This window comes from Methylotenera oryzisoli, from assembly GCF_004661485.1.
Taxonomy (GTDB): Bacteria; Pseudomonadota; Gammaproteobacteria; order Burkholderiales; family Methylophilaceae; genus Methylotenera; species Methylotenera oryzisoli.
Map to the genome: position 1 here is coordinate 43,734 of NZ_PQVH01000001.1, position 20,812 is coordinate 64,545.

Consider the following 20,812-nt stretch of genomic DNA (forward strand, 5'->3'; position numbering starts at 1 on the left):
TTAGCCACGTTTAATGTAAATGCGTAATTAGATTAAAAAGCCCTTCAATTGAAGGGCTTTTTAATTTTAATAAAATCTCAAATAGTTAACTCGCTTGTTGCCTTGTACCACCCGCCAGCACCAATACATTTAAGCCATATTGCGCCAGAACAAATGCCGCAGCAGAACTACGACGCCCAGTTTGACAATACACGATATAAGTCGAATTCATATCTAGTCCAGACACCCGCTGCCTAACCTCATTTAAAGGCAAATTAATGGCTCCTTTAATATGCTCATATTGATACTCTGAAGACAAACGCACATCGATCCATATTGCACCATCAGCAACCATAGCTTCAGCAACCTCTCTACTTACATTTACAAGCATAGGCTCTTTCAGCAGCTCAATAAAATCGCGTTTATTCAAACGTAATAACTGCCCATCCGTTTTCATTGTTACTGTAGCATTGCGCTTGTTGTCTGAAACTAGCGCCTCTTCTCCAAACGCGTCCCCTTCATTCAACTCAGCAACCACCATAGGCGCTGCATTAACGCCGTCAGCCCGGCTAACCAGTAAAGAGCCTCTCTCCACTAGATAATAGTAATCTCCCACTGCGCCTTGCTGAATAATGACTTGCCCAGCAACCGTACTAATACGCTCCATACGCTCAAACATTGCCTCAATATTAGCCACAGGCACTTTACTAAAAACACCAGACTGTAATTTGGCCACGCTAAACACACTTGTGTCACGCATCCATTCAACAGGGGTTCTGTTAGATTTTCCACCATCGGTGTTGTGCACACTTTTAAGCACATCATCTCCGGTAGATAGTTGGTCCCATGTCATCATGATATCTAACAGGTCATTATCTATACGCAAAATCTCTATATCAGTACGCGCAATGCTATCAACCAAGTTCTGATCGCAAGGAATGGGATGCCTTGCTGCAGTATCATCGCCTCGCAATATCACCTTCTCATCATTGAGAAACCTTAGCTCTAGCTCACCTTTAATGAGATAAACTGCCTGTTTTGCATTAGAAATATTCATGCGCAATGGATTAATTCCCTGACTTACCTTCTCGACAAAGCATAAACCTGCAAGCTCGCGCTTACGGCCAGCGGATAACTTAGCAAGGGGTTCAAAAGTGTTTAATAACGCAAGTACAGCAGTAGTCATGTGAGCGTAAGTATCTAAAATAATTAGGGTTGTGTAACATAATATTGCCCCACTGATGGGTATCTTTAATGCTTAATCTTATAGCGATGTGAGTGCTATTTAAGCAAATTACAGCTCAAAAACCTGATGTCGGTTTAGTGCCGCAATGGGTAATCTAGGATTACCTTCTGTAATTTCACGCATAATATGTGCATCCTCGCCTGGTTTCAAATGCGTAATATACACTTCAAGCACGCCTGCAAGGTGCGTTGCACTCAATTTTCCCAGCTCTTGCAAAAGCATTGATGGGCACAGGTGCTTGGACAAGATTGCCAATTCAAGCTCGCTATTGCTAAAAGCCGTTTCAACAATCAAGTATTTAAGGTGATTGATCTTATTCACCTCATGCCATAGTGCATCACAGATGGTTGTATCGCCAGTATAAACCAAACTGTGCTTTGCACCTTTAATGTGATAACCGACAGCGGGCACTACATGATGCACAGGTAGCGCAGTGATAGTACGCTCCCCTAATGCCACCGGTTGTCCAAGCTTGATTTCCTGATATCGCAAAAAAGGCGTGTCGTTATTTGGAATCTGATTAAAGTCTGGCCATATTTCCCAATTAAAAATATGTGCCTTTAAAATTGCCAGCGTTTCTTGTGTCGCATATAACGTAACGGGTTCGCTGCGAATCCCCATCACGGTGTCCAATAAGAGCGGTATAAAGGCAATGTGATCTAAATGTGAATGGGTCACAAATATGTGACTAATGTTGAGCAATTCATCCATCGACAAATCACCAACACCAGAGCCAGCATCAATCAAGATGTCCTGATCTAACAATAGCGATGTCGTGCGGTAAGCTCCACCGATACCACCACTACAACCAAGTACTTTAAGTTGCGTCATTTTGGACATTACCTTAATTAATATTATCTGCTCAATTTATATACGGTCATGTGCAGGCAGTTTTGAGTACAATGTTACGATTATCAGAACACTGCTATAACGATTATGACTTATCAACTACCGCTAGACCTAAGCCTACACACATCAAATCCCAGCAAAATCAGTGCCAGCGTCATCTGGTTGCATGGCCTTGGTGCTGACGGATATGATTTCGAGCCGATTGTGCAGCGTCTTTTAGAGAACCCTGCATTCAACCATGTGCGATTTATACTACCACATGCACCAGATATGGCTGTCACCAGAAATAACGGTTACATCATGCCCGCTTGGTATGACATATATGGCAACATTCCAATTGTGCAAGAAGATGAAACAGGCATCAAGGTCAGCGAACGCTACATCAACTCATTGATTAACAATGAAATTTCAAGAGGAATCAACGCTGAAAGAATTCTGCTCGCAGGTTTCTCACAAGGTGGAGCAATCGCCTTACATACTGCATTACGTTACCCGCAGAGGCTAGCCGGAGTACTGGCGCTATCTACCTATGTACCACTCCATTCGTCACTAAGCAAAGAAGCGCATGCAGCCAATATGAATACGCCAATTTTCATGGCACACGGTACGTTTGATGACATTATCCCATTGAGCATGGCTGAAAAATCTCGCAATTTACTACAAAGCTGTCAATATTCCGTCAGTTGGCACCAATACAACATGGCACACTCGCTATGTGAACAAGAAATTATCGATATTGAAAGCTTCCTAACACAAGTTTTGTCCTGAGATTTGCCTTAAGATTTGATAGAATAGCGTATTGATTAAACTTAGCCCTTGGGACACGATGCCTGCATCTAAAGCAAAAACCAGCACGAAAACTGGTGACAAAGACACACTGGAGCCAACACTCAGCTTCGAACAAGCGTTCGCCGAGCTAGAAGGCATCGTTGCACAAATGGAATCTGGGCAAATGCCACTAGAGGCCTCACTAGAAGCATATAAACGTGGCAACTTATTACTCGGGTTCTGCCAACAATCACTGGCTGATGTTGAACAGCAAGTCAAAGTACTCAATGAGCGCCAACAGCTAGCCCCTTTCAACACCAATGACTAACACCAAAATGACAGACAGCGTTGCGACTGATTTTTCAATATGGGCAAAAGAAAAGCAAGACCATATTGAAATAGTGCTAGACGAAGCACTGCCTTCCCAAACAACTGCGCCAGCAATACTGCATGAAGCTATGCGCTATAGCTTGCTAGGTGGCGGTAAGCGTGTGAGAGCCTTGCTTTGCTACGCAGCAGCAGAGCTGTGCGCGACAAACACCACGATAACCGATGCCGCAGCGTGTGCCGTAGAAATGATTCATGCATACTCTTTAGTACATGACGATATGCCCTGCATGGATAATGATGACTTACGCCGCGGGAAACCGAGCTGTCATAAACAGTACGACGATGCTACGGCATTACTGGTAGGCGACGCCCTGCAAAGCTTAGCGTTTGACCTACTTTCCACCCCAACGCTTTGCGAAAATGCTAATCAACAAATATCCATGCTTAACATTTTGGCAAAAGCATCCGGCTCTTTAGGCATGGCGGGCGGGCAGGCAATTGATCTCGCCTCCATTGGCAAGGCACTCACCCAAAGTGAGCTAGAAACGATGCACAAGCTAAAAACTGGTGCGTTGATTCAGGCTGCAGCACTATTGGGCGCATCAAGCGGCACTGCTGAAAAAATGTCTGCCGTCATCGTATATGCTGAGCATATTGGCCTCGCATTTCAAGTTGTTGATGACATCCTCGATGTTGAAGCAGACACTAGCACATTAGGGAAAACTGCTGGTAAAGATGCAGACAGCAGCAAACCTACGTATGTGACTATCTTGGGCTTAGATCACGCCAAGCAGTTAGCGGATCAACTATACGAAACCGCCATCAGCGCCTTAATACCCTTTGGCGAAGATGCAAAACGCCTGCGCGAGTTGGCTGGCTTTATTTTACAGCGCAGCTTTTAACCTCAACCGCCACTTAAAGTAATAACACACCACTCGTGACTCCATTATTAAATACCATTAACGACCCAGAACAACTACGACTACTTGAGCGTAGGGAATTAGCGCAGCTTGCACAAGAACTGCGCTTATTTTTGGTAGATAGTATAGCCAAAACCGGCGGACATTTGGCCTCCAACCTGGGTGTAGTTGAGTTAACTATCGCATTGCACTACGTATTTAACACCCCAGACGACAAATTAGTATGGGATGTTGGACACCAAACCTACCCACATAAAATTCTCACCGGTCGCCGTGAGGCCATGCAGAATTTACGTAAGCCACAAGGCATCGCGGGCTTTCCCAGACGCAATGAAAGTATGTATGACACCTTCGGCACAGGGCACTCCAGCACCTCAATTTCTGCAGCATTAGGCATGGCAGTAGCTGCTCAGCTGGCAGGTAGCGAGCGACGCTCAGTCGCGATTATCGGTGACGGTGCTATGACCGCTGGCATGGCATTTGAAGCGCTTAATAATGCAGGCAATATGGATGCAAACTTACTGGTTGTGCTTAACGACAACGACATGAGCATTTCTAACAATGTAGGTGCACTGAACAATTATTTAGCTAAACTACTCTCCAGCCGCTTTTATGGCACCGTTAGAAAGTCTGGCAAAAAAGTATTATCCGCATTACCGCCGATGATGGAATTTGCAAAACGTGCTGAAGAGCATGTCAAAGGCATGGTGACCCCTGGTACTTTGTTTGAAGAGTTTGGTTTCAACTATATCGGGCCGATTGATGGCCATGATTTAGATGCATTGATTGATACGCTGCATAATATTAAACAGTTAAATGGGCCACAGTTTTTACATATCGTGACACAAAAGGGCAAAGGCTTTGAACCTGCGGAAGCAAACCCGAATAAGTTTCATGGCGTTGGGAAGTTTGACCCGTTTAACGGCAATGCCATCAGCGCCAAAGCAGCTAAGTCATATACTGAGGTTTTTAGTGACTGGCTTGTTGATATGGCCGCATCTGACCACAGACTGATTGGCATCACCCCTGCCATGTGCGACGGCTCAGGCTTGAACGCGTTTGCCAGCAAATATCCGGAGCGCTATTACGATGTAGGCATTGCAGAGCAACACGCGCTGACATTTGCAGCCGGGATGGCCTGTGATGGATTAAAACCGGTAGTTGCCATTTACAGCACATTTTTACAGCGTGCTTACGACCAACTGATTCACGATATTGCATTGCAAAACCTGCCAGTGCTATTGGCAATAGACCGCGCAGGACTGGTGGGAGCAGATGGCCCGACACACGCCGGTAGCTTTGACTTAACCTTTATGCGCTGCATTCCAAATATCGTCATCATGGCACCTAGCGATGAAAATGAGTGTCGCCAAATGCTAACCACTGGCTTCCTCTACAATGGTGTAGCCGCTGTACGTTACCCTAGAGGTAGTGGCACAGGGGCATTAGTCAGCACAGCACTTGAGCCGATTGAAATTGGCAAAGGCAGCATTGAACGCCAAGGGGAAAAGGTCGCCATTTTAGCGTTTGGCTCTATGCTAGCGCCTGCACTGGAGGCCGCTGAAGCGCTTAATGCCACAGTAGCGAATATGCGTTTTGTTAAGCCTATAGACCATGCGCTTATTGCAGAGATTGCAAAGACACACACGACAATTATCACAGTAGAAGAAAACTGCGTGATGGGTGGCGCAGGCTCTGCCGTGATGGAGTCATTACAACCCATACAGTTAAACTTACCACACCCAATTAAAACACTAAGCTTAGGCTTGCCAGACCAATTTATTGAGCATGGCGTGCATGAAACTATGCTGGCAGACTGCGGTCTAGATGCTAAGGGAATCACTTCTGCAATTGCGAAGCTAATAACCTAGTGTTATACTCAACTAATATTTGTAAAATTTAAGAAAATATACATGGATCAGACTACGCATAAAAACCCGATTGAAGATGTACAAAATACTGTTGATACACGCCACCTAGCTATTGATAAGGTTGGCATCAAGGCCATCCGCCACCCAGTTGTTGTAAAAGACAAAACTGGCGGGGAGCAACATACCGTTGCCATGTTTAACATGTACGTGCATCTACCTCAGCAATTCAAGGGTACTCACATGTCTCGTTTTGTTGAAATCCTCAACATGAATGAGCACGCCATTTCAGTAGAGTCTTTTGAAACCATTTTACGTGAAATGGTAAAACGTCTTGAAGCGGAGTCAGGTCACATTGAGATGACGTTCCCATACTTCGTGAACAAAGCAGCGCCTATTTCTGGCGTTAAAAGCCTATTAGACTATGAAGTCACTTTTATTGGTGAAATCCATCAAGATAACTTTGAGATCACAGTCAAAGTGCTGGTACCTGTAACCAGTCTATGCCCATGCAGTAAAAAAATCTCTAATTACGGCGCGCACAACCAGCGTTCACATGTAACGGTTACCGCCTTGATCAACGACTTCATCTGGATAGAAGACATTATCAACTTGGTAGAAAAACAAGCTTCATGCGAGCTTTACGGCCTACTCAAACGCCCAGATGAAAAGTTTGTCACTGAGCGTGCTTACGACAATCCGAAATTTGTTGAAGACATGGTGCGTGATGTTGCTGCACAGCTCAACGCAGAAAAACGCATTGTAGCGTACACGGTAGAATCAGAGAATTTCGAATCTATCCACAACCATTCAGCGTACGCCTTAATCGAAAAAGACAAACGCGTTTAGCTCACAATAAAAAAGCCACTTAATCAAGTGGCTTTTTTTATATCCCAGCACTCAATAAGTAATGCAGACTGGCAGCAACCTAGTACATTAAAATATATCGCATTGTGCGTTTAATATTTTTTAGTCAGCGTCATGGTGCTACCCTGATGCTTCACTTCCATACGGTTCAGAGCACTCATCCCCATGAGCACAACCGAAGGAAAGCCACCCTCCAGGACGCTACCCTCAACCTGACTTAGCGTAATACCACCAATTTTCAAGTTTGCAATAGTGACGCGATACGCAGTAACCACCCCATTTGCCGTCGACACTAATACCGGCTCACCTTTCTTATAATCAATCTTAGCAAACTTAGCATCGCCGCTATTAAGTGCAACAGTAGTCGCTCCTGTATCAATTAAAAATTTCAAGGCTGCACCATTAATCTTGCACTCAGAAACAAAATGTCCACCCGCACTTGCATACAATGTAACACTGGGATTATTGTTTGCTGACGCCTCACCAACAGAGGCCGCCTGCCCCATACCCAACAGTGTTGTTTTCCCTTCAATCAATAGCGTAGCCGAACTGCTATCTGCAGCAATTAGTTTGACGCCATCCACCGACTGGCCAACGCTCAATGTTTTTGGTTTACCATCATTAATGATCATCACCGCTTTGTTACTAAACAGTCCTACAATATTCACGCGTGTATTTGCACTCGCAGTATGTGATAGCAGTGATGCTGATACTGACAGAAAAATCAGCAAACTAAGACGTAACTTTACCAGCACCATTATTTAAACATCCCATGTTGAGTGATAGATTGCTGGCTCAGGTGTAGTCCGAGTGCCACCACAACCAAGCCCAATAGCGGAAAAATAGCCGCCAGCATAAATGTGTGCTGACCACCTAGATACTGTAGCGCATAGCCACCAGCAACTCCGCCCACAGTACCGCCTACACCATACGCCACGCTGTTATATATTGCCTGACCCTTTGCTTGGTGCCTGCCATTAAAAAACTGTGTAATAACCTCAACAGAGGCCGCATGAAAGCTGCCGAACGTGGCTGCGTGCAAAGTTTGGGCAAAAATTAACATCCATACATGATCAACAGCCACACCAATCAAGCTAAAACGTATGACCGCCAACACCAAACTCACAAGTAAAATGGTTTTTAGCGTAAATCTAGCCAAAATTTTAGGCATCAGCATGAAGATAACAATCTCACAGATCACACCTACCGCCCATAACAAGCCTATCATGCCTTTACTATAACCATGCTCACTCAAATAAATTGAGTAAAAATTATAAAGTACACCATGTGCAGTTACCATTAACGAGCATCCCACCAACAAAGCAATAACATTAGGTTGACGCACTACCTGCCAAATAGAAAAGTGGTCATGTGGATGTGCGGCGAGCTTAGGCTCTGGCAACGAGAAAGTAAGTACGAACAATGTAATTTGTACCGCAAGTAAAAACCACAGCAAACTTGCAATGCCTGACCAATCGATCAAAAAACCCAGCACGACCGCAGCCACAATGAATCCAGATGAACCCCACATCCGGATACGGCTGTAATGCCCATTAGTTGTGGCAAGATGCGCCAATGTGAGCGACTCTGCCAAAGGCAAGGTTGAACTAGTGAACAAACTCAGCGCCGCCATCACAAAAAACATCCAGAAAAAACCATGTGCCCAAAATACCGCAACAAACCCACACAAACCTAAAAAAGCGGTGAGTCTGATCCAGGGCGCTCGCTTTCCAGTATGGTCAGCTAACCAACCCCAAAAGTTGGGTGCAAAGATACGGCTAATCTGAAACAGCGACATCAGCACCCCGATATCTGCCGCAGAAAATTGCTCAGACTTTAAATACAACCCCCAATAAGGCACAAACGCACCCACGAAGAAGTAATAGATAAAATAAAACCGAGAGAGTCGATAATGTAAGTCTGTATGCATATCGATATCATACCGATAAAAAAGTCGGCACATGCCGACTTATTATTTAATGTTGAATTGTGAGTAGTTTTAATCTAATTTATATAATTTTAGGTGTTGCACACTGCACATCAGCATTTTGAGCGCGATGCCGTAAAGCGTGATCCATCAACACCATCGCCAGCATCGCTTCAACAATCGGTGTCGCACGCACACCAACACAGGGGTCATGGCGCCCAGTGGTCTGCATTGTCACTGCGTTGCCGTTCTTATCGATAGAGCGTCGCTCTTGTGGAATACTAGAGGTAGGTTTTAATGCCACATTCACTCTTATTTCCTGCCCAGTAGAAATACCGCCCAAAATACCACCCGCATGGTTAGTGACAAACCCCTGCGGTGTCATTTCGTCAGAATGCACGCTGCCACGCTGTGCGACGCTAGAGAAACCCGCACCAATTTCCACTCCTTTTACCGCATTGATACTCATCATGGCATAAGCAATTTCAGCATCCAAACGATCAAAAATGGGCTCACCCAGACCGACTGGTACATGTTCTGCCACTACGGTAATACGCGCACCCACAGAATCGCGTTCTGCACGAATTTTGTCTAAGTAATCCTCAAGTGTTGGCAAGATGCTGACATTTGGTGAGAAAAATGGATTGCCATTCACAACATCCCAGCTTTCAAACGGGATATCAACTTCACCTAATTGGCTCATATAGCCACGCACAGAAACACCGTAACGCTCTTTGAGCCATTTTTTTGCAATTGCCCCAGCAGCCACACGTGCAGCTGTTTCACGCGCACTGGAGCGGCCACCTCCACGATAATCGCGTACCCCGTACTTTTGCGTATAGGTATAGTCCGCATGTCCAGGGCGGAATGTATCCATAATCTTACTGTAATCCTGGCTACGCTGATCGGTATTGCGAATCAGCAAGCCAATCGGAGCACCTGTCGTTTTACCTTCAAATACGCCTGACAGTATTTCTACCATATCCGCCTCTTGGCGCTGTGTCACATGGCGTGAGGTACCAGGTTTACGGCGGTCTAAATCAATTTGCAAGTCTTCAGCACTGAGTGCCAAGCCCGGTGGGCAACCATCGACGATGCCGCCGATCGCAGCGCCGTGCGACTCACCAAATGATGTAAAGGTAAAAAGCTTGCCAAGTGTATTGCCAGACATGATACGACCTCAATTAAAGTTAAGTGATTTTAACATACCCAAGCAACATGTTAATTAAGCAAGCCTTTAATCCACTGTGTATACACTTGATTTGCCACTTTGTTTAAGAAAAAACAATGCAACGGCAATGTTTGCTGCATGGTTTCTACATCCTGCACTGCTGGGCTGTGCCGTGCAGACGCGACTTCTTCCGCACCAACCACACACCACTCACGCACCATAGCCTCAGTCATCTCTATGTGGCACTGTAAAGCCAAATGTTTTTGACCAATTGCATATGCCTGATTTTCGCAATATTTGCTTGCCAAGAGATGCACCGCTCCCTCGGGCAAACTAAAGGTTTCACCATGCCAATGAAAAGCATTAAAACTCTCCAACTCACCAAACCAATGTTGGGCAGCGCCATTTACACTGATATTGACCTCTCCCCAACCAATCTCCTTAATTACGTTTTGTGTCACCACTGCGCCCAAAGCCTTGCTCATTAACTGCGCGCCCAAACAGTGCCCTAACACGGGGACATCTGCATCCACAGCCTGCCGAATTAAATCAAGCACAGGCGGAATCCAAGGCAAGTCGTCATTCACACTCATCGGGCCACCCATCAGCACCATACCGCTATAGGAGGCTATTGAGCTGGGAACGACGTCACCCTCGTCAATTTTTACTAAAACCCAAGGGATACCTTGTGCGTCTAAAAAATCAGAAAAATATCCCGGACCTTCACTGTTAAAGTGGCGAAAAATAATTACGGGCTTCATGCTGTCAACACCTTGTACTCTCCATTTGCTATACCATCTATTGTGTAACGCCCAATCGCATAGCGGATTAAACGCAACGTCGGGAAACCCACTTTGGCAGTCATGCGTCGCACTTGGCGATTTTTTCCTTCAGAGATTTTGATTTGTAGCCAAGTAGTGGGAATGGCCTTGCGCTCACGGATCGGCGGGTTCCTTAGCCACAAACCGGCAGGCTCATTGATGACACTCACCTCCGCTGATTGCGTTACAAAATCACCCAAATCTACGCCTACTTTTAATGGCTGCAAATCCTCATCAGATGGCGCCCCTTCAACCTGCACCCAGTAAGTTTTAATTTCTTTATGTTTTGGGTGACTTAAACGATGTTGCAATGCCCCATCATCGGTTAAAATAAGCAAACCTTCACTATCAGTATCTAAACGTCCGGCTGCATATACATCAGGGATAGGAATAAAGTCTTTTAACGTGGCGTGCCTGTTATCAGGGTTCGGTGAATCATGTGGGCTAAATTGGCACACGACGTTAAACGGTTTATTAAATAAAATTATCATCTTAGGAAATTGTGAATGACTTCGAAAATTATCAAACCTAGCACAGGCGAAAAAATTTCTGTTAATGCAGACAATACGCTAAACGTACCCAACAACCCCATTATCCCATTTATTGAAGGTGATGGTATAGGCATTGATATTACCCCACCTATGATTAAAGTTGTAGATACCGCAGTCAACAAGGCATACGGCGGTGCTAGAAAAATCTCATGGATGGAAGTATTTGCCGGCGAAAAAGCAGTAAAGGTTTACGGTAAAGACAAAGAAGGCAAAGACACTTGGCTGCCAAGTGAAACCATGCAAGCGGTACGCGATTACGTGATCTCAATCAAAGGCCCTTTAACCACACCAGTGGGTGGTGGCATTCGCTCATTGAACGTATCACTACGTCAAGAACTAGACCTTTATGTATGTTTACGTCCGGTGCAATACTTCACGGGGGTCCCTAGCCCAGTGAAGTACCCTGAAAAAACAGACATGGTGATTTTCCGTGAAAACACAGAAGACATCTATGCTGGTATTGAGTGGGCAGCAGGCACAGATGAAGTAGAAAAAGTGATCAACTTCTTAAGCGACATGGGTATGCGTAAGAAAATTCGCTTCCCAGAATCTTCAGCAATTGGCATCAAACCCGTTTCAATTGACGGCAGCCAACGCCTAGTTCGTAAGGCAATTCAATACGCAATTGATAACAACCGTAAATCAGTGACGATTGCCCACAAAGGCAACATTATGAAGTTTACAGAGGGTGGCTTCAGGGACTGGGGCTATGAAGTGGCGAAACAAGAGTTTGGCGCGGTTGAGATTGACGGTGGACCATGGTGCAAATTGCCGAATGGCATCATCATCAAAGACTGTATTGCTGATGCATTCTTACAAGAAATTCTGCTACACCCCCAAGATTATGATGTGGTCGCTACCCTCAACTTAAATGGCGACTACGTCAGTGACGCACTAGCAGCACAGGTCGGTGGTATCGGCATTGCTCCAGGGGCAAACTTAAGTGACACGGTTGCTATGTTTGAAGCCACACACGGCACAGCACCTAAAATTGCTGGCAAGAACATCGCGAACCCAAGCTCATTAATTCTTTCTGCTGAAATGATGCTTCGTCACTTAGGATGGACAGAAGCTGCGGATCTGGTACTCAAAGGCGTAGCTAATGCAATTATTAGCAAACGTGTGACCAGCGACTTCTCCTCACAAATGGAAGGCGCAACACAAGTAGGCACAGCAGAGTTTGGTGACGAAATTATTGCCAACATGTAGTAATTAACACAGGCAATAAGTAGAAAAAGGCTCTATATGCAGCAATGCATATAGAGCCTTTTGAGTATTGGGGACCAGATGTAGGCTAACCCAAATGTAGTTTTAGATAAAACTTAAGCTTTCTGAATATTCGAAGCTTGTTTACCTTTTGGGCCTTCAGTTAAATCAAAACTTACACGTTGACCTTCTTTTAGGCTTTTATAACCAGATTCTACAATCGCTGAGAAGTGTGCGAATAAATCATCACCACCATCATCAGGTGTAATAAAACCAAAACCTTTAGAATCATTAAACCATTTTACGGTACCTGTTGCCATTTCATACATCCTTACATAATACAAAGGGGGGCGCCCCAAAAAGTTTGCCTCAAGAACATTAAAGTCGCAGTAACTAAAAACTAAAGCTGGCTGCAAAAAACTCGAATTCAAACACCTAAGCATATTTATAAGTTGCTTTTTCTGAGATGTCAAGTGGTTTTTTGACCAAAAACACCTCTAATATTGACCAACCTGACTAGATTGCAAGATTTTGGCGTATCTCGATTAGAAAAGTGCTGATTTTTTATCATAAAATACGTAAAGCCTTTACAAAAAAAAACGTAAAGTGCATTATTGGTCTGGATTAATTAACTGTAATTGCTTGTAAGCTCATTCAACCACGACAATCAATATGGCAACTGCAACTTCACAAACAAAACTAAGTGGTCTAGCTAGAACATTAATTCAAGAAAAGCTGCTTTCTGAAGACGAAGCAAGAGCGGTTGAAGCTCAAGCCTCATCTGCAAACGCCTCATTTATTTCACAGCTAATTCAAAGCAAAAAACTCAGTGCGTTAAGTATTGCAGAAGCATCAGCAAAAGCGTTTGGTTTTCCTTACTTCAACCTAGATGCTTTCAACCCGGATTATTTACCTGCCAAGCAAATTGACAGCAAACTTGCAATTAGCAACCGTGTGATAGGTTTGCAAGCACGCAACAACGTACTTTATGTTGCGATTTCCGACCCCACCAATATCCTTGCATTAGATAGCGTGCAATTTCAGATGGGCATGAACATTTCGCCTATTGTGGTGGAGGACGATAAACTTGGACGCTGGATAGAAAAAGTTATTCAAGCTAGAGATACTAGCCTTAAATCACTGGATGTTGGAAATGATGATGATTTTGGCTTTAGTGATGAAAACCCAAATAGCATAGAGGAAGAACAAGTTGAAACAGAGGTTGATGATGCCCCTGTCGTACGCTTTCTCAATAAAATGCTGCTGGATGCCATTAATATGGGTGCATCTGACTTGCATTTCGAACCATATGAGAAATTTTATCGTGTACGTTACCGTATAGATGGTGCGTTACGAGAGATTAATCAGCCTCCTTTAGCGATTAAAGAAAAACTAGCTTCTCGTATTAAGGTGATTTCGAGCATGGACATTTCGGAAAAACGCATTCCGCAAGATGGCCGCATGAAGTTAGTACTCTCTAAAACTCGCACCATTGATTTCCGTGTTAGCACATTGCCGCTGATTCATGGCGAGAAAATCGTAATGCGTATTCTCGACCCAGCCAGTGCAACACTTGGCATTGAAGCCCTGGGTTATGAGCCTATACAAAAAGAACGCCTGCTCAACGCTGTAAGCCGCCCTTATGGCCTGGTGTTGGTAACCGGCCCAACGGGGTCAGGCAAGACTGTATCACTATATACATGCCTAAACATTCTCAACAGCCCCGATGTCAACATATCGACGGCAGAAGATCCATGCGAGATTCCTCTGGCCGGGATCAACCAAGTCAACGTTAACGATAAGCAGGGACTAACGTTTGCTGCTGCGCTAAAATCATTTTTACGGCAAGATCCGGATGTTATTATGATTGGTGAGATTCGTGACCTAGAAACTGCGGACATGGCGATCAAAGCCGCTTCTACTGGCCATATGGTATTGTCAACACTACATACCAATGACGCACCATCCACATTGACTCGACTACTCAACATGGGGGTTGCACCGTTCAATATTGCATCTGCAGTGTCGCTCATCACAGCACAGCGCCTGGCAAGACGCTTGTGTAAACACTGCAAAATTCCTATTAACGTACCTAAAGAGGCTCTCCTGAACGTGGGCTTTATAGAAGAGGACTTTAATGAGAGTTGGCAACTTTATGGGCATAATCCTGAAGGATGTGAGCTATGCAATGCAGGCTACAAAGGCCGTGTTGGCATTTATCAAGTAATGCCGATTACTGACGCAATTAGCCGTATTATCATGAAAAACGGCACTGCACATGACATTGCAGACCAAGCCAAAATTGAGGGTGTTAATGATTTACGTCGCTCTGGTGTGCTAAAAGTGATGCAAGGCTTAACCTCTATTGAAGAAGTAGAGGCTTGCACCAATGAATAGCGCTTTTAAATACATCAACTTAAAGTACACTAATTACAGCAATCCAATTTGAAATACGCTAATCAATACAATCATAAAATAAATCACTCAGGGAATGATTATGGCAGCCAATCCTAAGGCCACAAAAGAAGTTATTTACACTTGGGTAGGTAAAGATAAAAAGGGCAAAATTGTTAAGGGCGAAATGAAAGCGTCTGGCGAATCATTTGTCAGTGCCACATTACGCCGCCAAGGGATTACTGTCACCAAAATTAAAAAACAAAGCGGCTTTGCTAATACTGGTAAAGTCTCAGATAAAGACATCACGCTATTTACACGCCAACTCGCGACCATGATGAAATCAGGCGTTCCTTTACTGCAATCTTTTGATATTGTTGGAAAAGGGCATAGCAACCCTGCTGTCTCCAAACTACTGAATGACATTAAGTCTGATGTAGAAACCGGTAGCAGTTTAAGTGCCGCGTTCCGTAAATATCCGCTGTATTTTGATGCCTTATTCTGTAATTTAATTGGCGCAGGCGAGCAGGCTGGTATTTTGGATACCTTACTCGATAGGCTTGCCACCTATAAAGAAAAGATTCTAGCCATTAAATCAAAAATTAAATCTGCTTTATTTTATCCTACTTCGATTATAGTCGTAGCATTTATCATCACATCTGTGATTATGATTTTTGTAGTGCCTGCATTTAAAGATTTATTTTCTAGTTTTGGTGCAGACCTTCCAGGCCCAACCCTAGTTGTGATGGCTATATCTGATGCTTTTGTAGAATGGTGGTGGGCAATTTTTGGTTCGATTGGCTTTGGGCTATGGTTCTTTTTCTACACTTGGAAACGCTCTATCTCTATGCAAGCGACAATGGATAGATTGATGTTAAAACTACCTATATTTGGCGAACTCATCCGCAAAGCAACCATTGCTAGATTTGCACGCACCATGGCAACAATGTTTTCGGCAGGTGTACCGTTGGTTGAAGCTCTAGACTCAGTGGCTGGTGCATCTGGGAATCGGGTGTATTACGATGCTACAAAAAAAATTCAGAGTGAGATTAGTACGGGTACCAGTTTAACTGTTGCCATGCAGAATGCGGAGGTTTTCCCTAACATGGTATTGCAGATGACAGCGATTGGGGAAGAATCTGGCGCATTGGACTCAATGCTAAGTAAGGTGGCAGACTTTTATGAGGCTGAAGTTGACGATGCTGTAGAAGCTCTCTCAAGCCTAATGGAGCCTATCATTATGGTTGTACTTGGCGTATTAATTGGCGGCTTGGTCGTCGCGTTATATTTACCTATTTTCAAACTTGGTCAAATTGTGGGTTAACCTTAAGAAAAAATAGGGTGATATCAATCACCCTATTAAGCAGATTATTGCCAATTATTTCTTACTTGCAGATGCTAGCATGCGCTCAATTTCCTTATAAGGCTGCGCACCTAACATACGTTTACCATCAGCAAATATTAAGGTTGGGGTACTAGTAACTCCCACTTTCCGAGCAAGCTCCCCTACTTTTTCCAACGGCACATCACAACTGCCAGCAGCACTAGCAAGTTGGTCTCTTAAAATCCAGTCTTCCCATGCTTTCACACGATCTTTCGCGCACCAAATGAGTTTTGATTTATTCGCGGCATCTGGATGCAACTGTTCAATGGGGTATAAGAAAGTATAAATAGTGACATCTGTGATATTAACCAACTCGTTACGCTCTAAACGTTTGCAGAAAGGACAATCTACATCGGAGAATACAACAAGTTTACGGCTACCATTTCCCTTTACCACTTTAATCGCCTGATTTAATGGCAGCGTTGAGAAGTCAATTTTGGTCAACTCTTCTAAGCGCTCTCCTGTAAGATCTTTTTTAGTTTTTGGATCAACTAAACGACCTTCTGCGATTAAAAATGACATTTTTTCATCTGTGTAAATAATCTGCCCACCCATAAACACTTCATACAAACCGGCATAAGGCGTCTTGGTGACCTTCTCTACTTTAAATTTAGGATAGGCAGACTCAACGGCTTTTTTAACACTGGCTTCATCTGCTACAGCGGCTGTTGCAAACGCACTTAGCAATGCAATACTAGCGAACTTCTTTAACATCTAATTTCCTTTAAGTAATGATGGATAACGTTTTACACAGAACCACTGAGAGTCATGACAGCATCCGACTCCATTTAAACGCTTTACTTCTATTTAAGTACTACTCACTAAGTGGCTATTTTTTTATAGAAACTATTTTAAAGTGCAATTGCATTAGCAATTAACAGTTTCTTAACCGCTTGCTGATTAGCCGTGGTCAACCCCCAGTTTCGTACATTTTTAACCATAGAGTATGGACTCTCAAACAAATGATATAAGCCATTTGTAAGTGCCACCATACTAAGTACGTCTGCTTTCCTCATTCTAGCGTATTGCTTGAGCAATGCCGCATCGTTTATTGGTTGATAGACATGCTTAGCTCCTAATAAGTTTAGCAAATCAATCACATCGCGAAAGCCAAGATTAACGCCTTGCCCAGCCATAGGGTGAACGCTATGTGCAGCATCGCCAATCAGCACAATCGATGACACAACACTCTTAATAGCCTGCTTGAGCACCAGAGGGAAGCTTGCAGGCTGCCCCATCAACTGCATCGCACCTAAGGCATCACCACCAGCCGACATAACTGCGTGTGTAAATGCTTCAGGCGATAACTGTAATAATGTTTTTGCCTGCGCAGAGGGTACGGACCAAACGATTGAAATTTTATTTTCAGGTAATGGCAGCCATGCCAATACGCCACTCTTACCGATTACATCCTGCGTAAACCACTGCCTTGCGACATTTGCATGCGTCCGTTCTGTAATGAAATTAGCCACTATCGCAATTTGTTCATAATCTTTACGCTGTACCCCCATCCCTAGTTGCTGCCTAACCCATGAATTAGCGCCATCCGCAGCCAGTAGCAAAGTACTTTCTATCTCTTGCTGATTTACCAGTTGCAGTACTGCACACTGCGGTGATGAGCGAACTGATAAGCAGCGATGCCCCACAATCATGCGTACATTGCTCGCCTCTATACACTTTAAAAGTGCTGCTTTTAGCGAGCGCTCTTCTACAATGAATCCTAGACAATCGGCATTCACATCCTCAGCATGCAACTCTAACGGCTGGGTAGTTGCATCGCCCCATATTTGCATGGACTGCATCTCTGTTACACGTCGCTCATCCAATAAAGGCCATGCACCTAACTGAGTCAGCCATTGCATATTCTTAGGGCTAATCGCGTAAATACGCTGATCCCAATCACTATCTGCATCAATTGGCGCTCGTGGGGGTTGGCTATCCACCAAGATGACGTCATGGCCGGACTGGCTTAGCGCAACGGCAGCAGCCATGCCCACAAGTCCTGCACCGACAATCGTTACATCTGTTTTTAAGCGCGGCTCCATCATTTACCAAAACTCATTTTACGCACCAAGTGGCGCTTGACCGGCCCCACCATATCAAATAGCCCTAAGCCTGCACTTCTTAACTTAGCAAAACCCAAAATATCATTTGAAAAAATATTGACCAAAAAGTCTGTAAATAACAAACCATTCTTTGTGTCAGTTTTGCGACTCGCACGGTATGCGGCCAGCATTGCAGAGCTACCTAACGTAGCCTTCGCGTTAACAATATGTTGCGCTAACACTTCGGCATCACGTAAACCTACATTAAAACCTTGCCCAGCCACTGGGTGCATGGTTTGCGCTGCGTTACCAATCACAACCAGATGTGGGGTATCGATCTCCTGCAACTGTGATAGCCGCAATGGGAATGTCATGCGCTTTTCCACGGTTAAGAAACGACCGACACGATCACCAAACTGTGCATGGAACTGCGCAAGAAATTCAGCATCAGTTAACGTCAACAATGGTGCAATCAGTTCTTTTTTACCAGTCCACACCAAGGAAAAATCACGTGTACCATTCGGCAGCAGCGCCATAGGGCCATCTGTAGTGAATCGTTCATATGCAATATTGCCATGTGCTAACTCTGCAGTTACTTTAGTAATCAGCGCATCATGGCCATACTCTTTGGTTTCACGCTTCAAACCAGCCGCTTCTTCCATGCTGCGCCCACCATCTGCCAACACCGCCAATGCACAGCTTAACTGTAGACGCTCATCTAAGCGCGTATAGCGGATAGTGGCTTGATTAGCATCGTAGCTAATCGCATCCGCCTGCGCTTGGTCTATCATCGCTACTATCGGCAATCGCTGCAGTTCTGCATTCAACTCTGTACACAAAGCCCCGTAGGACAACACATAACCCAAGGCTTCTTGCTCATAATCCTGAGCTCGCAAAACGCTACGTCCTAAGCTGCCTTTTTGCGACACATGAATCGTATTAATCGCCGTCGCATGTGGCGACAGACGCTGCCAAACGCCCAGCTTTTCAAGAATACGGCGCGTGCCATAAGACAATGCGAGTGCGCGCGTATCCTGATTGGCAGCACCCAGTTTACGCGCCTCAAGCAACGTGCTTGCAACATGTTGCTTCGCCAACAGCAGCGCCAACACCATCCCCACTGGGCCGCCGCCAACTATCACAATATTATCTACATTTAACATCACACATTAACCACGCATCGTTGCTTCAATATCGGCAATAGTCTTGGGCGCATCGATAGTCATGATATCGCAACCACTATCAGTCACCAGCACGTCATCTTCTATGCGGATGCCAATATTCCAGAAATGCTCTGGCACATTATCAGCGGGCCGAATATAGCAGCCAGGCTCTACTGTCAGCGTCATGCCAGACTCCAGCTTACGCCAATCGCCCGCCTTATCTTTATACTCTCCGGCATCATGCACATCCAGCCCAAGCCAATGGCCAGTACGGTGCATATAAAACTGGCGATAGCTACCACTTTCCAACACTGCGTCTTTAGTGCCTTGGCAAAGTTTTAAATCAATCAACCCTTGCACTAACACATCCAAAGCCGCCTCATGCGGTGAGTTCCAATGATTGCCCGGGTTAACCTGGGCAATCGCTGCAGCTTGTGCCGCCAGCACCAGTTCATAGATATCGCGCTGTGCTGCGCTAAATTTACCGCTAACGGGAAAGGTACGTGTAATGTCTGACGCATAGCCATCCAACTCACAACCCGCATCAATCAATAGCAGGTCACCCTCTTTCAATAGGCAGTTATTCGCGTTGTAATGTAAGGTGCAGGCATTGGCACCGCCTGCCACAATGCTGGTGTAAGCTGGTGCCTGTGCGCCGGAGCGATAAAACTCATGCAGGAACTCAGCCTCTAATTCATACTCCATTTGACCAGCACGCACATAACGCATCGCACGTGCGTGGGCACGTGCAGCGATGCCGGCAGATTTCTGCATAAGATCCAACTCATAACTGGTTTTATACAACCGCATTTCATCAATCAACTTGCGTACGTCCACCACCTCGTCTGGCGCACTTGCACCGCTTCTGGTTTGCGTTTTAACTTGATTTAACCAAGTCGTTACTCGCACATCCCATGCACTGTCTGCGCCTAAGCTATAAAATAGCTTGGATTGATTAGTCATTAATTTAGGCATTAATTCATCTAGGGCATCAAAGCTATATGCCTGATCAAAGCCAAACGTCTGTTTTGCAGCGTCAGCTCCATATCGGAAACCATCCCAAATTTCACGTTCTATATCTTTGTCACGACAAAACAGGATACTTCTAGGGTCTTCGCCAGCGATCAACACCAACAAAGCCTCAGGCTCTTTAAACCCAGTTAGGTAATAGAAGTAACTATCAAAGCGATACGGATAATAACTATCTCGATTGCGGATCAGCTCTGGCGAGGTTGGAATAATGGCGACACCATCGCCCATGGTTTGCAGCAGCTGTTGGCGACGTGTCTTAAATTCATTTAAATTAAACATATGCAATTGATT

General features: G+C 44.7%; 20 protein-coding genes. 8 read left to right on the forward strand and 12 right to left on the reverse strand.

All coding sequences use genetic code 11. The annotated features are described in order from the left end of the window. Positions 1-85: 85 nt before the first annotated feature. Positions 86-1,165, reverse strand: coding sequence for a cyclic nucleotide-binding domain-containing protein (locus C3Y98_RS00220; protein ID WP_135276130.1), 1,080 nt, complete (start codon positions 1,163-1,165; stop codon positions 86-88). Between the two features lie 108 nt (positions 1,166-1,273). After that, positions 1,274-2,056 (reverse strand): 3',5'-cyclic-nucleotide phosphodiesterase, encoded by a 783-nt coding sequence (locus C3Y98_RS00225; RefSeq protein WP_135276131.1) that lies wholly within the window; start codon positions 2,054-2,056, stop codon positions 1,274-1,276. A gap of 105 nt (positions 2,057-2,161) precedes the next feature. Between C3Y98_RS00225 and C3Y98_RS00230 the strand changes: the two genes are divergently transcribed. From C3Y98_RS00230 to folE2, 5 genes are read left to right on the forward strand one after another with little or no spacing between them, the layout of a single operon-like run. Further along, a complete protein-coding gene (locus C3Y98_RS00230) occupies positions 2,162-2,842 on the forward strand; it encodes an alpha/beta hydrolase (RefSeq protein WP_135276132.1) in 681 nt (226 codons plus the stop codon). 58 nt (positions 2,843-2,900) lie between these two features. Then, positions 2,901-3,170: an exodeoxyribonuclease VII small subunit gene (locus C3Y98_RS00235; RefSeq protein ID WP_135276240.1), complete on the forward strand. Its 270-nt coding sequence runs from the start codon at positions 2,901-2,903 to the stop codon at positions 3,168-3,170. Continuing rightward, entirely contained in the window at positions 3,163-4,074 is a 912-nt protein-coding gene (locus tag C3Y98_RS00240) for a polyprenyl synthetase family protein (RefSeq protein WP_135276133.1), read from the forward strand. Before C3Y98_RS00235 ends, C3Y98_RS00240 begins: the two co-directional genes overlap by 8 nt. A 35-nt stretch (positions 4,075-4,109) precedes the next feature. Continuing rightward, positions 4,110-5,963: a 1-deoxy-D-xylulose-5-phosphate synthase gene (dxs, locus tag C3Y98_RS00245; RefSeq protein WP_135276134.1), complete on the forward strand. Its 1,854-nt coding sequence runs from the start codon at positions 4,110-4,112 to the stop codon at positions 5,961-5,963. A gap of 42 nt (positions 5,964-6,005) precedes the next feature. Further along, positions 6,006-6,809: a GTP cyclohydrolase FolE2 gene (gene folE2 / locus C3Y98_RS00250; RefSeq protein ID WP_135276135.1), complete on the forward strand. Its 804-nt coding sequence runs from the start codon at positions 6,006-6,008 to the stop codon at positions 6,807-6,809. Between the two features lie 110 nt (positions 6,810-6,919). Here folE2 and C3Y98_RS00255 read toward each other — a convergent pair whose 3' ends face one another. The 5 genes from C3Y98_RS00255 to C3Y98_RS00275 form a co-directional block, all read right to left on the reverse strand. Continuing rightward, a complete protein-coding gene (locus C3Y98_RS00255; RefSeq protein WP_135276136.1) occupies positions 6,920-7,585 on the reverse strand; it encodes a retropepsin-like aspartic protease family protein in 666 nt (221 codons plus the stop codon). Next, positions 7,585-8,757: an MFS transporter gene (locus C3Y98_RS00260; RefSeq protein WP_135276137.1), complete on the reverse strand. Its 1,173-nt coding sequence runs from the start codon at positions 8,755-8,757 to the stop codon at positions 7,585-7,587. The genes C3Y98_RS00255 and C3Y98_RS00260 overlap by 1 nt, the downstream gene beginning before the upstream one ends. Before the next feature lie 79 nt (positions 8,758-8,836). Then, positions 8,837-9,925, reverse strand: a complete 1,089-nt coding sequence (aroC, locus tag C3Y98_RS00265) for a chorismate synthase (protein ID WP_135276138.1) — start codon at positions 9,923-9,925, stop codon at positions 8,837-8,839. Positions 9,926-9,975: 50 nt separating this feature from the next. Further along, positions 9,976-10,686: a type 1 glutamine amidotransferase gene (locus C3Y98_RS00270; RefSeq protein ID WP_135276139.1), complete on the reverse strand. Its 711-nt coding sequence runs from the start codon at positions 10,684-10,686 to the stop codon at positions 9,976-9,978. Then, positions 10,683-11,237 (reverse strand): pseudouridine synthase, encoded by a 555-nt coding sequence (locus tag C3Y98_RS00275; protein WP_135276140.1) that lies wholly within the window; start codon positions 11,235-11,237, stop codon positions 10,683-10,685. The genes C3Y98_RS00270 and C3Y98_RS00275 overlap by 4 nt, the downstream gene beginning before the upstream one ends. Positions 11,238-11,252: 15 nt before the next feature. Between C3Y98_RS00275 and icd the strand changes: the two genes are divergently transcribed. Next, positions 11,253-12,506 (forward strand): NADP-dependent isocitrate dehydrogenase, encoded by a 1,254-nt coding sequence (gene icd, locus C3Y98_RS00280; RefSeq protein WP_135276141.1) that lies wholly within the window; start codon positions 11,253-11,255, stop codon positions 12,504-12,506. 113 nt (positions 12,507-12,619) lie between these two features. Here icd and C3Y98_RS00285 read toward each other — a convergent pair whose 3' ends face one another. Further along, positions 12,620-12,823, reverse strand: coding sequence for a cold-shock protein (locus tag C3Y98_RS00285; protein WP_015831543.1), 204 nt, complete (start codon positions 12,821-12,823; stop codon positions 12,620-12,622). Between the two features lie 352 nt (positions 12,824-13,175). Here C3Y98_RS00285 and pilB point away from each other — a divergent pair, with 352 nt between their 5' ends. Next, positions 13,176-14,900, forward strand: coding sequence for a type IV-A pilus assembly ATPase PilB (gene pilB, locus C3Y98_RS00290; RefSeq protein ID WP_135276142.1), 1,725 nt, complete (start codon positions 13,176-13,178; stop codon positions 14,898-14,900). A 100-nt stretch (positions 14,901-15,000) separates the two neighbouring features. Continuing rightward, positions 15,001-16,221: a type II secretion system F family protein gene (locus C3Y98_RS00295; RefSeq protein WP_135276143.1), complete on the forward strand. Its 1,221-nt coding sequence runs from the start codon at positions 15,001-15,003 to the stop codon at positions 16,219-16,221. A gap of 54 nt (positions 16,222-16,275) precedes the next feature. Here C3Y98_RS00295 and C3Y98_RS00300 read toward each other — a convergent pair whose 3' ends face one another. The 4 genes from C3Y98_RS00300 to C3Y98_RS00315 form a co-directional block, all read right to left on the reverse strand. After that, on the reverse strand, positions 16,276-16,995 hold the full coding sequence (locus tag C3Y98_RS00300) for a DsbC family protein (protein ID WP_135276144.1): 720 nt from the start codon (positions 16,993-16,995) through the stop codon (positions 16,276-16,278). A gap of 137 nt (positions 16,996-17,132) precedes the next feature. Beyond that, the gene (locus C3Y98_RS00305) at positions 17,133-18,329 is read right to left on the reverse strand and encodes an FAD-dependent oxidoreductase (RefSeq protein WP_135276145.1); all 1,197 of its coding nucleotides are present in this window, start codon (positions 18,327-18,329) and stop codon (positions 17,133-17,135) included. Then, on the reverse strand, positions 18,326-19,489 hold the full coding sequence (locus C3Y98_RS00310; protein ID WP_135276146.1) for an FAD-dependent monooxygenase: 1,164 nt from the start codon (positions 19,487-19,489) through the stop codon (positions 18,326-18,328). The genes C3Y98_RS00305 and C3Y98_RS00310 overlap by 4 nt, the downstream gene beginning before the upstream one ends. Positions 19,490-19,495: 6 nt before the next feature. Then, positions 19,496-20,800: an aminopeptidase P N-terminal domain-containing protein gene (locus tag C3Y98_RS00315; protein WP_135276147.1), complete on the reverse strand. Its 1,305-nt coding sequence runs from the start codon at positions 20,798-20,800 to the stop codon at positions 19,496-19,498. Positions 20,801-20,812 lie beyond the last annotated feature (12 nt).